Source organism: Psychrobacter sp. Pi2-1, assembly GCF_904846645.1.
Classification (GTDB): Bacteria; Pseudomonadota; Gammaproteobacteria; order Pseudomonadales; family Moraxellaceae; genus Psychrobacter.
On sequence record NZ_CAJHBO010000013.1, the window covers coordinates 35,762 to 50,522 of the forward strand.

13 protein-coding genes are annotated in these 14,761 nt (G+C 42.6%); 8 read left to right on the forward strand and 5 right to left on the reverse strand.

From position 1 onward, the window contains the following. Window positions 1-7: 7 nt before the first annotated feature. Window positions 8-1,390 carry a DASH family cryptochrome gene (locus JMX91_RS08635; protein WP_201548617.1) on the reverse strand — a complete coding sequence of 461 codons (1,383 nt, stop codon included), beginning with the start codon at window positions 1,388-1,390 and terminating at the stop codon, window positions 8-10. A gap of 198 nt (window positions 1,391-1,588) precedes the next feature. Here JMX91_RS08635 and JMX91_RS08640 point away from each other — a divergent pair, with 198 nt between their 5' ends. Continuing rightward, window positions 1,589-1,837, forward strand: coding sequence for a hypothetical protein (locus tag JMX91_RS08640; RefSeq protein WP_057760515.1), 249 nt, complete (start codon window positions 1,589-1,591; stop codon window positions 1,835-1,837). 117 nt (window positions 1,838-1,954) lie between these two features. Here the strand turns inward: JMX91_RS08640 and JMX91_RS08645 are convergent, their stop codons facing one another. Beyond that, a complete protein-coding gene (locus JMX91_RS08645; RefSeq protein WP_201548618.1) occupies window positions 1,955-3,433 on the reverse strand; it encodes an aldehyde dehydrogenase family protein in 1,479 nt (492 codons plus the stop codon). 428 nt (window positions 3,434-3,861) lie between these two features. Between JMX91_RS08645 and JMX91_RS08650 the strand changes: the two genes are divergently transcribed. The 5 genes from JMX91_RS08650 (at window position 3,862) to JMX91_RS08670 (ending at window position 8,836) form a co-directional block, all read left to right on the forward strand. Next, on the forward strand, window positions 3,862-4,461 hold the full coding sequence (locus JMX91_RS08650; protein ID WP_057760518.1) for a TetR/AcrR family transcriptional regulator: 600 nt from the start codon (window positions 3,862-3,864) through the stop codon (window positions 4,459-4,461). 369 nt (window positions 4,462-4,830) lie between these two features. Then, window positions 4,831-6,042 carry an iron-containing alcohol dehydrogenase gene (locus JMX91_RS08655; RefSeq protein WP_201548619.1) on the forward strand — a complete coding sequence of 404 codons (1,212 nt, stop codon included), beginning with the start codon at window positions 4,831-4,833 and terminating at the stop codon, window positions 6,040-6,042. Window positions 6,043-6,209: 167 nt separating this feature from the next. Then, window positions 6,210-7,259 carry an NADP-dependent oxidoreductase gene (locus JMX91_RS08660; RefSeq protein WP_201548620.1) on the forward strand — a complete coding sequence of 350 codons (1,050 nt, stop codon included), beginning with the start codon at window positions 6,210-6,212 and terminating at the stop codon, window positions 7,257-7,259. 239 nt (window positions 7,260-7,498) lie between these two features. Further along, on the forward strand, window positions 7,499-8,176 hold the full coding sequence (locus JMX91_RS08665; RefSeq protein WP_160021175.1) for a type 1 glutamine amidotransferase domain-containing protein: 678 nt from the start codon (window positions 7,499-7,501) through the stop codon (window positions 8,174-8,176). A 30-nt stretch (window positions 8,177-8,206) separates the two neighbouring features. Beyond that, window positions 8,207-8,836 carry a glutathione S-transferase family protein gene (locus tag JMX91_RS08670; RefSeq protein ID WP_160021176.1) on the forward strand — a complete coding sequence of 210 codons (630 nt, stop codon included), beginning with the start codon at window positions 8,207-8,209 and terminating at the stop codon, window positions 8,834-8,836. A 190-nt stretch (window positions 8,837-9,026) separates the two neighbouring features. Here the strand turns inward: JMX91_RS08670 and JMX91_RS13390 are convergent, their stop codons facing one another. Further along, entirely contained in the window at window positions 9,027-9,161 is a 135-nt protein-coding gene (locus tag JMX91_RS13390; protein ID WP_265089178.1) for a hypothetical protein, read from the reverse strand. Between the two features lie 73 nt (window positions 9,162-9,234). Between JMX91_RS13390 and JMX91_RS08675 the strand changes: the two genes are divergently transcribed. Further along, window positions 9,235-10,923, forward strand: a complete 1,689-nt coding sequence (locus JMX91_RS08675) for an MFS transporter (protein WP_201548621.1) — start codon at window positions 9,235-9,237, stop codon at window positions 10,921-10,923. Window positions 10,924-11,008: 85 nt separating this feature from the next. Then, complete coding sequence (locus JMX91_RS08680) at window positions 11,009-12,271, forward strand: HlyD family secretion protein (protein ID WP_201548622.1); 1,263 nt, start codon at window positions 11,009-11,011, stop codon at window positions 12,269-12,271. Window positions 12,272-12,413: 142 nt separating this feature from the next. On the opposite strand, the gene pdxH is transcribed toward JMX91_RS08680, so the two are convergent. Together pdxH and glmM are read right to left on the reverse strand one after the other, a co-directional pair. Then, complete coding sequence (gene pdxH / locus JMX91_RS08685; protein ID WP_201548654.1) at window positions 12,414-13,085, reverse strand: pyridoxamine 5'-phosphate oxidase; 672 nt, start codon at window positions 13,083-13,085, stop codon at window positions 12,414-12,416. Between the two features lie 109 nt (window positions 13,086-13,194). Next, the gene (glmM, locus tag JMX91_RS08690; protein ID WP_201548623.1) at window positions 13,195-14,562 is read right to left on the reverse strand and encodes a phosphoglucosamine mutase; all 1,368 of its coding nucleotides are present in this window, start codon (window positions 14,560-14,562) and stop codon (window positions 13,195-13,197) included. Window positions 14,563-14,761: the final 199 nt, after the last annotated feature.

Genomic DNA, 14,761 nt, shown 5'->3' on the forward strand with positions numbered 1-14,761 from the left:
ACATACATTAATAGCTCTTTTGAGTGTTACCTTGCCACTGACGAATAAAATCACCGTTTGGATCGTATTGCTGGGTTTGCTTGTCGAGATTAAACTGTCTGCATCCTCTTGGGTCAGCGCCGACGCCTGCCAGATATTGCCAATTGCCCCAATTGCTGCCGACATCATAATCAACAAGATGTTGCTCAAAGTAAGCTGCACCATACCGCCAATCAAGGCCTAGCTCATGGATAAAGCAACTGGCAACCAGTTGTCGTCCGCGATTCGACATATAACCTGTCGTGCGCAATTGGTTCATGCATGCGTTGACGATAGGATATTGTGTTGTACCACTCTTCCATTGCGCTAACAGATTTTCGTCCAATTGAGTTGAAGGCGCGTGCTGAGCGATGCCTTTAAACCAAAACAACTTTTGCCGATGGGTGACAGCATACCAATAAAAATACTCACGCCACAGCAGCTCGAACCATATCCAGTAGGTAGAGTCATTTGCGATGATATCGCACTCATAACGACGTAGACGATTCAATACTGTGTTTAAAGACAGTGAGCCGTTTGCCAGCCAAGCGGAGAACTTCGTAGAATGTGTCCAGTCATCAAGCGCGTTTCGGGTTGTTTTATAAGTGCTCGGCGCATCGGAATCAAAATAGCTATTTAAGTGCTTGAGGCCATTTAACTCACCACCTGTAAAACTGGATAGCTGCTGTGATGGCTTATCAAGCCCTGCATGATCAGACAACTGCGATTCAAAAAAGTACTCGTCCCTACTCTGCACACTTTCAGGCAATGGAGCAAGTGATTCTGGCGTTGGAGAAATGGCTATATCTTTTTCTGCATGCAGCAAATCATAATCAGTCTCAATTTGTTTACGAAATTGCGTAAAGCTTTTGGGTAAGCTCTCTAGCGGTAACTCGTCAAACAAAGTCGCTGTTGTTTGAATGTGCCACTGTATCTCTGGATATTTCGCCTGTAGAAGCTCATATACTTTGTTTTGATTATAATCTGCCGTTTGACTGATGCAAATATCCGTCACTTGTTGCTGCTCTATTAGATCATTCAACTGAGTAAAGACGTCCAATGCTTTATCGCCTTTTTGTAAATACAGCAACCTATTACCACGCTGTATCAATGACGTATTTAAATCAGCCAAGCTCTCATGCAAAAACTGCTGGCGGGCTTGACCTATAGCCTCATAACGATAGGCGTTGTAATGGTCTTTATCGTCTAATATATCTGTCAACGATGACGCATAAACCAATAGCAATTTGCCATCAGTGGAGATTTCAGATGCTTTTAATAGAGTGGCATTGTCTGCTACTCTCAAGTCATTGTGAAATAGTACCAATGTGACATTGTTATTCTCTGAGCTGTTCACTGCTTGATTTGACATATCTTATCCTTCTGGCTGTTTAGCGCTTATTTTAGTCTTTAACCTTGAAATATCGTATACAGTGTAAAACATCCTTAGCATTCCACTTTGATACTAACCTCATACTTGTAAGGCAATGCGCTCAGCCCCAGAAACTACTTATAAGCATTGACTATCATATGTCTGACTGCTTAAATGGCTTACCTCTAGGAGAACACCATGACTCAAAATAATACTACGACTGAAGAAAATAAATCAGATGAAAAGCGTAAACTTATCAATCGATTTTTGATGAGGCTGACAAAAGAGCAGCCTCAAATGTATTACGCGACCACCTCTGAGATATCGCGAAGTATTCATACAATGATAAAAGAGCACACCAATCGCCTGTCGGTAGAAGAACAAGCATTGGTAAGACGAATGACTATGGAAGAGATTGAAGGCTTACTTGGTTTTCATGCCAGATGAATGATTTACTAATTTTCAGATACATCATTTTCAGTAAGTTGCCAAATATCACACAAAAAAAAGACCGCTATCAAAGCAGTCTTTTTTATTAGCTATTAGCATTCTATTTTAGGACAATTAGAATGGATATTCGCGTGGCTCATTTTGCATTGAGATCCAATGCGTTCTAGTAAACTCTTCTAGTACCCACTCACCGTTAAAACGGCCAATGCCTGAGTTTTTCTCACCACCAAACGGCGTATTGCTTTCATCATTGACCGAGATATCATTGATGTGGGTCATGCCAGCTCTGATACCGCGAGCGAAGCGCAGACCTTTTTGCATATCAGCAGTGAACACGGCACTAGACAGACCATACATAGAATCATTGGCAATCGATAGCGCATCGTCTTCGTCTTTAGCACGGATGATACCAACCAATGGTCCAAACACTTCATTGCGTGATAGATCCATTTCGCGAGTCACTTCGGTAAAGATGTGCGGCGGTACGACTTGGCCTTCAATCTCGCCACTGAGTATCATTTTTGCGCCTTCTTCCTGCGCTTTAGCGATTTTTTCTTTGAGCGATTTAACTTGTTTTTCATTGATGATTGGACCAACAGCGGTATCTTGCTTATTAGGATCACCGACGTTTAGTGTTTTAACGTGCGCTAAGAAACGCTCCACGAAATCATCATATATCTCGTCTTCTACGATGACTCTGTTAATCGCGATACAGATTTGACCTTGATGCAAGAATTTACCAAAGGCAGCCGCTTTTACTGCTTGCTCAATATCAGCATCTTTTAGTACCACAAATGGACTGTTGCCACCTAGCTCAAGCGCCACTTGTTTGATGTATTCACCACCATTGGCCAACTCACCAATATGTTTGCCCACTGAAGTCGAACCTGTGAACGACACTAGACTTGGCGCTTTGTGTTCAACGATTGCATCGCCTATCTCACTACCTGAGCCGACCACGACGTTTAATAGACCTTTTGGTAGACCTGCCTCTTCAAACACTTTGGCCAATAGCAAACCACCTGTCACTGGCGTATCGCTAGCAGGCTTGAGTACCACGGCATTACCAAGCGCTAAGGCTGGCGCGATTGAGCGCTGCGTTAAATGTAATGGGAAGTTCCATGGGCTAATGACAGCGACAACGCCGATTGGCTCACGATAAATGAAGTTTTCTTTACCAGGGGTATTTGATGGACGAATCTCACCATGAACACGATTAGGGAATGTCGCTGCTTCAAGGGTAATCGCGCGCGTCGCACCGAACTCGACCATGGCTTTGATACGAGTACTGCCCGACTCTTTGATTAGCCAATCAACGATTTCCTCTTTGCGCTGATCGAGTATGTTGACCACTTTATACAACACTGCGGCGCGCTCTGCTGGTGTCTGCTTGGCCCATGCTTCTTGAGCTTGGGTCGCCGCATCATAGGCTTCGTTCAACTGATCTTTGGTCGCTTGCTGGATCTCTACAAGCGTATCACCGTTATATGGATTGGTATTGGTGTTGGTGCTATCGTCTTTACCGGTTTGCCATTCACCAGCGATGAACTGTAAATGAAAGTCACTATATGCACTCGTAGTATTGGTTGACATAATCATCCTTATTTTTAGTTTGTTATGTTAAGTATTGGTTTTCGATTATTAAAATAAAATTGTTAAGTCGGCGATATCTTAATGAGAAAATATCTGGCAGGTAGTAAGTCTGAAATCGTTACCAAGCTATCAATCAATAGTCATCAATTAAAAAAAGCTCTAATGAAAAATGATCTTTAGCAATAAATACTAACGGTAACGGATAACAACAAAACCTACCTTGCTAGACGACTGGTCTAATGCTACCATAGCTACTAATAAAACAAGACTATTTTGTCAGTGAATATTGTTGATAAAACGTAACACATATAACTATATCCTATTACAATACGCCATCAACGTGACGTTCAAATGAACGCTAACTGTTTTAACTGACTATCTAATGCATACGCTAATACAAGCAACTACTAAGGGAGATAATCCTGTTTATGTCTAATACAGACGCAACGACACCAGATACTAAAGCTCATTTACTTGCCACTGGCTACCAATTAATCGCCAAAAAAGGTTTTACCGCTGTTGGTCTAAAGCAAATTTTAGATACAGCAGGTGTGCCAAAGGGTTCTTTTTACCATTATTTCGCTTCTAAAGAAGCCTTTGGTGAAGCCATTATTAATCATTACTTTAGCTTATATAAGACTCGGTTGGATGTCATCGATGCACAAGATGTCAGTGCACAGCAAAAGCTATATGATTATTTTCAAAACTGGTATGACACCCAGCAGAATGGCTGTGACCATGAGAAATGCTTGGTAGTGAAGCTCAGCGCAGAGGTAGCCGATATGTCAGAAACCATGCGTAAGGCACTCGATACTGGCTATCAGCAGACGACCATGTGGCTCGCTAAGCAGATCAAAGCTGGCTGGCTCGATGAGTCCGTCCCTCGTCACGATAACATCTCGGCTGAGAGTATGGCCAAGCGTTGGTATTTTGCATGGCTTGGCGCAAGCTTGATTGCAAAGATTAGCCAAACCAATACCCCTTTAGCAGAAATTTGGCAGATGACCACGACCCAAATGGGACGCTAATCGTCAACTGTTCGGATTTCTAGCGACTGCACTTCTAACGTAACTATTAAGGCACATTGAATATTCATAACGCTCATAGATAGTAGCTGTCAGTACTATGCTTGAGTGTTCAGTGTGCTTTATTGCCTTCTCTTTTTTAAACGAATTTCTTAAAGACATCTGCATACGGCTTAGACAGTTATACGAGAGTTTTGTAAATATCACTAGACGACTGGTCTAATTGGTGTACAATGCGCACAAATATTAAGAATGAATGTCTATACGAGCATTGCTTATCATTCATTGATTAATATCAGACAATATCTCATGTCAAAACCATTTAATTGAACCGTTTTTATTAAACACTTTTTATTACTAATTAGGAATCTTATGAATAACTTCCAATACTACAACCCAGTCCGTATCGTTTTTGGTGAAGGTCAAATCGAACAATTATCAGATCTAGTCCCTACTGATGCGCGTGTACTCATTACTTATGGTGGTGGTTCAGCACAGCGTACTGGTACTTTAGACGAAGTGAAAACAGCATTAGCGGCAAGCGGTAACCGTACTGTATTTGAATTTGGTGGCATCGAAGCCAACCCAGAGTTCACCACGCTACTTAAAGCCGCTGATATGGTTAATGAGCACAACATCGACTTCTTATTAGCAGTTGGCGGTGGTTCTGTGATTGATGGCAGCAAATTTGTCGCACTCGTTTCTTCGTTAACTGAAGAGGACGGCACTGTCTCACGTGACCAAGCTTGGGATGCCTTAACTGGTTATTGCAAAAACATCGACTCTGCTGTCGACTTGGGTGCTGTATTGACTATCCCAGCCACAGGTTCTGAGATGAACTCAGGCGGCGTGATTAACTATAGTGAGCGTCAAGCAAAACTACCATTTGGTAACCCACTTGCCTTCCCTAAATTCTCGATTCTAGATCCAATCAAAACACTTACCTTGCCTGAGCGTCAGGTGATGAATGGTGTGGCTGATGCATTTGTTCATGTAATGGAACAATATCTGACTTACCCAGTAAACGCTAAAGTACAAGATGCCTTTGCTGAAAGCTTGCTTAAAATCCTTATCGATGAAGGTCTAGTTGTTAAGCAAGATCCAGAAAACCTAGAAACACGTAAAAACATTATGTGGACAGCAACCATGGCATTGAACGGTCTGATCGGTACTGGTGTACCACAAGATTGGACAACTCACATGGTTGGTCATGAGCTGACGTCACTACACGCTATCGATCATGCACGTACGCTAACCATCGTATTGCCATCAGTCATGCGTGAGCTAAAAGAAAGCAAAAAAGCAAAACTGATTCAGTATGCGCGTAACGTATGGAACATTACCGATACTGACTTAGATGACAATGCTGTCATCGAAACGGCTATTGTTTACACTGAAAACTTCTTCCGCGAGCTTGGCTTGCCAGTTAGCCTAGAAGACGTTGACTTGACGGAATCAGCGATTGATCCAATCATCAAGCAGCTTGAAGTGCATAACATGGTTAAGCTTGGTGAGCATGGTACCAACGACTTAGAAGTATCACGTCGTATCCTGCAGCGTGCTGTAACTAGCAAAGCGTCTTAATAAGCGCTATAGCAAAAACTGTCAGAACAATTATAAGAAAAATCGCGACAGTAATAATAAGTACATATCGTTATGCTATTTATAGTAGTAGCTATTCCATGCTGAGTAGCTGCTACACTTAACACTACTATAATAATGACAATTAATAAATATAAAGGAGTCCTACAATGAGCTTCGACAAACAACAGAATCAACAAACAAACCGTCAAATAAAATTGGCTAGCCGTCCTAATGGCGAGCCAACTGCTGACAACTTTGACATGGCGACTAGCGACATTCCTACGCCAAAAGATAACGAGATGCTACTACGCACGGTATATCTGTCACTAGATCCATATATGCGTGGACGTATGAGTGATGCAAAAAGCTATGCAGACCCATTAGAAGTCGGTGACGTCATCATGGGTGGTACCGTAGCGCAAGTAGTCGAGTCGAATATCGACAACTTTGCGGTAGGCGACTTAGTCGTATCAAACTCAGGCTGGCAGGACTACAGTGTCAGTGATGGCGAAGGCGTCCTCAAACTGGACAAAAACATGTCTAACCCTTCTTATGGTTTAGGTGTGTTAGGTATGCCAGGGTTCACCGGTTATATGGGTTTGACTGATATAGGTAAACCACAAAAAGGCGAGACTTTAGTCGTGGCAGCAGCAACTGGACCGGTCGGTGCCACTGTCGGTCAAGTGGGTAATCAATATGGTCTGCGCACTGTCGGTGTGGCAGGCGGTAAAGAGAAATGCGACTTTGCGGTCAATGAGCTTGGCTTTGATATCTGTATCGATCATAAAGCCGACGACTTCGCTGAGCAATTAAAAGCAGCATGTCCAGATGGTATCGACATCTACTATGAAAACGTTGGCGGTAAAGTATTTGATGCAGTAATGCCATTGCTTAACGACCACGCTCGTATTCCAGTATGTGGTCTGGTATCGCAGTACAACGCAACTGATTTACCGGATGGCAAAGATCGCCTAGGTATGCTGATGGGTCTTATCTTAAGCCAACGCCTAACTGTCAGAGGTTTTATTATCTTTGAAGAGTACGGCGATCACTTCCCAGAGTTCTTAGAAACCATGAGCAAATGGGTGGAGTCAGGCGAAGTAAAAACCAAAGAGCACATTACTGACGGTTTGGATAATGCCCCAGATGCATTTGTCAGTATGTTAAACGGTGATAACTTTGGTAAGACTGTAATCAAAGTATCTGACGTCAAATAGTTACTGGTTAAACATTCGCTAGTTAAGTAGTTACCGACAGTTAGCAATCGTTGTGAATAACTACTTAACAACATAAATTGCTAATATCACTACTGAAAATTGATTACAAAGCAGGAATAATGCTAACAGTCATTATTTGCATTTAGGCTAATTAAGTAAAAACAGCTAGTGATGCAACGGAAAACTTATGACTGTTGGCTATATCGTTACTAACACATAAATAATAAACAAGGATAATTATGAACATTCTAATGGTACTAACTTCTCATGACCGTTTAGGCGATACTGGTAAAAAAACTGGCTTTTGGCTAGAAGAATTTGCTGCGCCTTACTACGCATTTCTTGACGCTGGCGTAAATGTAACTCTAGCCTCTCCAGCTGGCGGTCAACCACCACTAGATCCTAGTAGTGACACAGAAGACACGCAAACCAAAGACACTACTCGTTTTAAAGAGGATAAAGACGCTCAGGAGCATCTGGCTAACACTAAAAAACTTGCTGATATGAACGCTGAAGATTTCGATTCAGTATTCTACCCTGGTGGTCATGGCCCGTTGTGGGATTTGGCAGTAGATGAAAACTCTATCAATCTGATCGAGACTTTTGTTAAGCAAGATAAGCCTGTTGCTTTTGTTTGTCATTCTCCTGCAGCGCTTAAAAACGTTAAAGTCGATGGCGAGTACTTAGTAAAAGGCAAAACAGTGACTGGTTTTACTAACTCTGAAGAAGACGCAGTTGGCTTAACAGACGTAGTACCGTTCTTAGTAGAAGACGCATTGAAAGCCAATGGCGGTAACTACGAAAAAGCGGCTGATTGGGAATCATTTGTTGTTGAAGATGGTCTGCTAATCACAGGTCAAAACCCTGCATCATCAGAAGAAGCTGCTAAGCGTCTAATGGCGAAGCTGCAAGGTTAGTCAAATTCACTACGCAATAAGGTCGATACCATGATTCGCTTACATCATCTCAATCAATCACGCTCATTACGTACGCTATGGCTTTTAGAAGAGCTAGGCGTTCCTTATGAAGTCGTCAGTCATCAGCGCGATGCCAAAACTCATTTAGCACCAGATTCTCTAAAAGCTGTACATCCACTCGGTAAGTCTCCGGTTATCGAAATGGATGGACAGATTTATGCTGAGTCAGGTGCTATCACTGAGCTGTTAATTGAACGGTTTGCGCCAGAGCGTCTGCGCCCTGCTACAGGAAGCTCAGACTACGGCTACTATCTACAGTGGATTGATTTTGCAGAAAGCTCGCTCATGTTGCCATTAATGCTTGAATTATTTACCAACAAAGCAGGCATCAACGACAATGAGTTTTTAAACGGCTATATCGAGACAGAAAAAACCAGATTGTTTAAGTATCTGGATACCTCAGTTGAAGGTAAATCGTTTATTGTAGGTGATAAGCTAAGCGGTGCCGACTTTATGCTGTCGTTTGACTTGATTATTCTTGCTAAGCGTCAGAAACTTGATGCTTATCCGCATATCAAACAGTATGCTGAAAAGCTGGCCGGTCTTGATAGCTATCAGCGTGCGATGCAGCTAGAAGCAAAATATGATGAATCGATTTAGTACTTAGTATTATTAGTACTTAGTATTAATTGATACCTCGGTATTAGCCACAATACTATGTATTGACTGACCAATTTTTCGATACACAAAAACAGCTCTGTATAGAGCTGTTTTTATGCGTATAGCATTTTTTGCTTGTTGCATCGTTTGTTTTAATGTTTGTCACATTGCACGGAATACTGCTATATCTTTATTCAGCAGCGCCAATGACAAAAGCGCTGTAGAAGTTATGATAAAATATATCCTGCATTTCTTGGGTTGTCTTTCCAGTTTGACCAGCATTTATATCAGTAGCCTCACTGCGTTTTAAGCTATAAACATTCATCGTACTGACCTGATTTTGCGTCTGGAATCTGTTCTATGCCATTCTATTTCCTTATACATATTATGGTACGTCCATGAGTAACGAATATCAGTTTAAGCCCCACGAACAACCGATAATGGTGGGCTCTCCTGCCAACCCTGATCATCCTGCACGCCGCAAATTGTTTTACTTACTGATTGGAATTTTCGTTGGTCTCACTGCCAGTTTCCAAAACGGTCTGCTCGTCGCAAATCTTACTCAAATTCAAGGTCAACTGGGCTTGACACCAGCTGAAGGCGGTTGGATATCTGTTAGCTATAATATGACCAATGCCTGTATTACCGTTCTGCTGTACAAGATTCGCCAGCAGTTTGGTATGTCACTCTTTAGCAAAATTACTCTGTTCTTTCTATTAGCCGCCACGAGTCTACAGTGGCTAATCAGTAGTCATTTGCTAGATACGCCTAATATTGGAATTGAGCCTTATTACCTAGAAATTGTCGCCAGAGGACTTAGTGGTATGGTCGCAAGTGGCATGACCATCTTGGGGTTATTCTACTGTCTGCAAGGTATGCCAACCGTCAAGCGTACCAGTGGCTTAATATTGGGTTTTGGCTTGGTACAGTTTGGTATTCCATTATCACGAATCATCTCGCCCTATCTCGCCATCAATGGTCAGCTTGAGAATTTATTTTTATTTCAATTTGGTTTGGCACTGATTTGTTTTGGACTGATTAATATATTGGAGCTACCACCAGGCAATACAGAAAAAGTATTTGAGAAACTCGATTTTTTAAGCTTTGCTTTTTTTGCGAGCGGTCTAGCTGCACTGGCTGTAATTTTGGTGCAAGGTAGGATTTTATGGTGGACGACACCTTGGCTCGTCTATCCACTGATGATTGCTATCGTTGGAATTGGCGTCGCTCTATGGATTGAGACACATCGCAAAAACCCGATGCTACAAGTGCGCTGGATGCGTAGCCGCAATATTATTGCTTTTATGATTACCGGCGCGGTCATGCGAATTTTGCTATCTGAGCAAAATGTCGGTGCTGCAGGCCTACTTGCTAATTTGGGTTATGGTAACGATCAGTTAGTTACTTTTTATGCTGTCATAATGGCTGCCAGTGTGTTGGCTTTGGTGATTAGTATTTTTAGTACCAATCCGATGGACTTGCGCCGTCCTGTTATTTTTGCAGTGGCATTGATTGCTTTGGGTTCTTGGATGGACGTTGGGGTGTCTATCAACTCCGCTCCTTATATGTTTTATATTAGTCAGTTTTTGATTGCATTTGCCGCGGTATATTTTATGGGACCTTTGGTTTTCGAAGGATTTCTGCGTGCTATTGCCAGTGGGCCTGCTTATATCATTAGTTTTTCGGTTATCTTTGGTATTTCCCAAACGGTTGGTGGATTGGCAGGTGCAGCGGCTATTCAGGCATTTACGACCATTCGTACACAGGCCCATTATGCAGATATGGTCAGCTCACTGAACTTGGGTGATCCTACGTTCAGCGCTCAAATTGCCGGTACTCGTAGTGTATTGTCGAACCAAACGACGGATGCAGCGCAAGCGAATGTGGCTGCAATGAGTCAAGTGTTGCAAGGGATTCAGCGCCAAGCAACTGTCTCCGCTTATAGCGATCTGTTCTTTTTGATGGCCAGTTTTGCTACTTTCGTTACAGCTATTTTATTGATCAATTATTTTTATAACCGTTACCACAAACGCAATCCCCTTGCTAAAGAGCTTGCCGTTATTGCAAAAATGCGTGAGTCAAAATAACTCAGTTTATTCTATTAATCATGTTTCACCCCATTCATTTATAGCCAGTCTATTTTAATATTTATTAAAAATTTAGGAGCACGTCATGAGCCAAGAAAAACCAAATGAGCTTAATCAAACACCTCAGACGTCCACTGGCGCTCCAGCAACAGACACACCTATAGCGTCCGATATAAGCAAAGAAGAGCCTGCTACAACCTCTTCGCCATCAGTAACTGAGACAGCAGAAGGTGATGTAGAAAACAGTTCAAATAGCAATGAACCATCAATGCCGCCAAAAGAGCCAATACCCGATACTACTGGTTGGTCGCCCAAGAAAAAGTCCTATCTAAACTTAGGTTTATTAATTCTATTGATTGTCATTGGTGTGGCATTGATTTTGTATGCATGGAAGCTCCCACCGTTCACCCCAACGGTACAGCAAACCAATAATGCTTTTGTCAAAGGTCAGACGACTATTATTAGCCCGCAAGTTTCTGGCTATGTGACCAAGGTAGCAGTGCAAGACTTCGCCAACGTAAAAGCTGGCGACTTACTCATAAAGATTGACGATCGAACCTTTCAGCAGCAGCTCGATCAGGCACAAGCAAATACAGAGGTAGCAGTTACTAACCGTTCTACTAATGACCAAGACACGCAAACCAGCCAAGCACAAATCGAAGCACGTAGAGCTGATTTGTATAGTGCCAAAATCAATGTAGAAAGCGCGCGTGAAGATGTCAACCGTTATCAAGGTTTAGATGCTATTGGTGCGGTATCAAAGGCAGAAGTTGCCCATATCAAGGCGCAATTGGCTCAAGCACAAGCAGGGGTACAGCAAGCAGAGGCTAATTTGCAAGCCGCTCAAGAAAACCGTGAAAAGACCAGTGGCAGTCGCTCATCGCTGGACGCAAATATCAAAAATGCTGAAGCAGGCGTCAAGCAAGCGCAAATCAATCTAGACAATACTATCATCACTGCACCTGAATCTGGCCAGCTAAGCCAAGTTAGTGTCAAAGAAGGCCAATACGTCAGCGCTGGTACGCAGCTCATGTATATCGTGCCAAAGGGCATTTGGATTATTGCAAACTTTAAGGAAACTCAAATAGCCAATATGGCAATCGGCGAGCCTGCGACCATTCATGTCGATGCGCTTGGCGGTGCCAAATTTACGGGTCGTGTGAGTAATATCTCGCCAGCGACTGGTAGCGAGTTCAGTGCTGCTGCTGCCAACCCTGCGACAGGTAACTATATAAAAATAGCTCAACGTATTCCTGTACGCATCGACTTAGACCAGAACCAGCCTGCACTGGCACGTTTACGTCCTGGCATGTCAGTCTCAGTGGATGTCGATACCAATATTAAATGAAAGGTTGAATAAAAAGCTAAATAAAAAATAATGTCAGATAAGGTAAATAGCTAACGTAAAAAAGCCGCTCTAGATACCAAAGAACTTGGATTTAGAGTGGCTTTTTTAGTTTTGTATAATTTATAGCTTGAGGCTACAACAACTATGGTAGTAAACGTTTGGTTGTCCAGCTTGTATTACCTTCATTGCCTTCACTGTTGTCGCCGCTACTCTGCGTATACACAATTCGGTCATGCATCCGATTGGCGCGACCTTGCCAAAACTCAATACTTTCAACCGTAATTTCATACCCACCCCAGAACTCTGGCGTTGGTACGGTAGTATTGTCAGGGTGCTCTGCTTGAAGCTGTTCAAACGTTTGCTCCATGACTTCACGATTGGCCACTTCACCACTTTGCGGTTGACTGACCCAAGCCCCTACTTGGCTATCATGGGGACGCTTTTGGAAGTAAGCAGCCGATTTATCAGCAGCGATTTTAGCGATACTACCGCTGATACGGACTTGGCGCTCCAGCTCATGCCAAAAGAATAACGCTTCGGCATTAGGGTTTTCTGCGATATCCTGCCCCTTCGCGCTTTCGTAATTGGTATAGAAAACAATACCTGTCTCAGTAATCTCGCGTAGTAACACAATACGGACACTAGGCTTATTGTCTGCGCCACATGTCGCCAAACTCATTGCATAAGGCTCTTGCACCTTTCGCGCTAACGCTTCATTCATCCAAGCTTTAAAAAGCTCGAATGGTGACGTTGGTACTGACTGTTGGTCAAGCTCACCTTTCTCGTATGAGAGGCGTTGGTCGGTAAAGTCCATGCTCATGGCAGTTCCTTATTTGAAAACTATAATGTTGTTGTCTCGAATACCAGTCATTATCTTGAATACCAGTTGCTATTTTAAATATCAGTTATTGCCTTAAATACTATTAGCCTAGTACTGATTTTATAAGATCAGCTAAGTCATTAGCCATTACATCGCATTCTATCTCATCATCTGACTCCACCATCACACGAATCATAGGCTCTGTACCTGATTGACGTATAAGAAGACGACCACGACCCTCTAGCGTTGCCTGTGCTTTATCAAAAGCAGCAACCAACTCCTCATGTTTGAATGGGTCTTGCATTTGAGACAAACGTACATTGACTAGTTTTTGCGGTAACACCTCAAAACCTTCAACAAGTTCACTTAGCGCACGCTCTCTAGCTTGCATCACTGCCAGTACTTGCAAGCCAGCAATGATAGCATCCCCTGTGCGACTTTTATCTAAGCATAAGATATGACCAGATGGCTCACCGCCCAATATCCAGCCATTAGCTTCTAAATCCTGCATCACATAGCGATCACCCACCTTTGCGCGAGTAAATTGGATGTCTGCATCTTTTAGCGCCAGCTCTAACCCCATATTGCTCATAAGTGTGCCGACAACACCTTCAGCTTTAATTTTACCTTGGGTAGCAAGTACGTATAAGATACCATCACCATCGATCAGCTTACCCGTCTCATCAACCATTACTATACGGTCGCCATCACCATCTAGTGCAATCCCGACATCTGCGTCATGCTCAAGCACAGCCTTTTGTAAGCTTTCAGGATGAGTAGAACCACATTCAGCATTGATATTGATACCGTCTGGCGTATTATTGATGGCAATCACGTTTGCCCCCAACTCGCGCATCACTCTAGGTGCTACGCTATAGCCAGCGCCATTGGCACAATCCACTACTACCGTCAGATGACTGAGGTCGTATTGATAAGGGAAGCTACCTTTGCAAAATTCAATATAGCGACCTTTCGCATCATCAATACGATTGTTCTTACCTAAATTTGCAGGATCAAGAATGGGCATCATAGCAACGTCACTACTAAGGTCGTTCATAATTGCTGTCAGTTTATCATTGATTGCAGTTTGCATTTCATCAGTAAGTTTTTTGCCGTCACCTGAGAAAAACTTGATGCCATTATCATAATAAGGGTTGTGCGAGGCTGAGATAACCACGCCAGCATCTGCATTGAAACTACGGGTCAAATGCGCAATCGCTGGAGTCGGCAATGGACCAAGCATATAAACATCAACACCAGCAGCATTAAAACCTGCTTGTAATGCTCCCTCTATCACATAGCCTGACAGACGCGTATCTTTACCAATCACCACACTTGGCTTACGCGTAGGATTTTCATTTTTTTCTATAAGGACAAGCCCAGTGACGTAGCCTAGTTTTAAAATAAAGTCTGGTGTAATTGGTAATTCACCAAATTTTCCGCGAATTCCATCAGTGCCAAAATAGCTCATTATATATTCCTCAAGTCAAAAAGATAAAAGGCCAAACGTATACGCAGGCAATACTATTGTTGTAATAATCTGTTTCTGTATTTTACAAAAAAAACAGCCAACAATAACAGAGCATTGTTGGCTGTTTGTATCTTAAGCTCGCTGCAGCCCCACGTCTCAGCTAACATTAATACGATTTAAAACTATAAAAGAGAAGCAT

Coding starts and splice junctions, on each gene's coding strand:
- JMX91_RS08680 (WP_201548622.1), top strand. CDS start 11,009: ATGAGCCAAGAAAAACCAAATGAGCTTAATCAAACACCTCAGACGTCC.
- JMX91_RS08665 (WP_160021175.1), top strand. CDS start 7,499: ATGAACATTCTAATGGTACTAACTTCTCATGACCGTTTAGGCGATACT.
- JMX91_RS08640 (WP_057760515.1), top strand. CDS start 1,589: ATGACTCAAAATAATACTACGACTGAAGAAAATAAATCAGATGAAAAG.
- JMX91_RS08655 (WP_201548619.1), top strand. CDS start 4,831: ATGAATAACTTCCAATACTACAACCCAGTCCGTATCGTTTTTGGTGAA.
- JMX91_RS08635 (WP_201548617.1), bottom strand. CDS start 1,390: ATGTCAAATCAAGCAGTGAACAGCTCAGAGAATAACAATGTCACATTG.
- JMX91_RS13390 (WP_265089178.1), bottom strand. CDS start 9,161: ATGAATGTTTATAGCTTAAAACGCAGTGAGGCTACTGATATAAATGCT.
- JMX91_RS08645 (WP_201548618.1), bottom strand. CDS start 3,433: ATGTCAACCAATACTACGAGTGCATATAGTGACTTTCATTTACAGTTC.
- glmM (WP_201548623.1), bottom strand. CDS start 14,562: ATGAGCTATTTTGGCACTGATGGAATTCGCGGAAAATTTGGTGAATTA.
- JMX91_RS08660 (WP_201548620.1), top strand. CDS start 6,210: ATGAGCTTCGACAAACAACAGAATCAACAAACAAACCGTCAAATAAAA.
- pdxH (WP_201548654.1), bottom strand. CDS start 13,085: ATGGACTTTACCGACCAACGCCTCTCATACGAGAAAGGTGAGCTTGAC.
- JMX91_RS08670 (WP_160021176.1), top strand. CDS start 8,207: ATGATTCGCTTACATCATCTCAATCAATCACGCTCATTACGTACGCTA.
- JMX91_RS08675 (WP_201548621.1), top strand. CDS start 9,235: ATGAGTAACGAATATCAGTTTAAGCCCCACGAACAACCGATAATGGTG.
- JMX91_RS08650 (WP_057760518.1), top strand. CDS start 3,862: ATGTCTAATACAGACGCAACGACACCAGATACTAAAGCTCATTTACTT.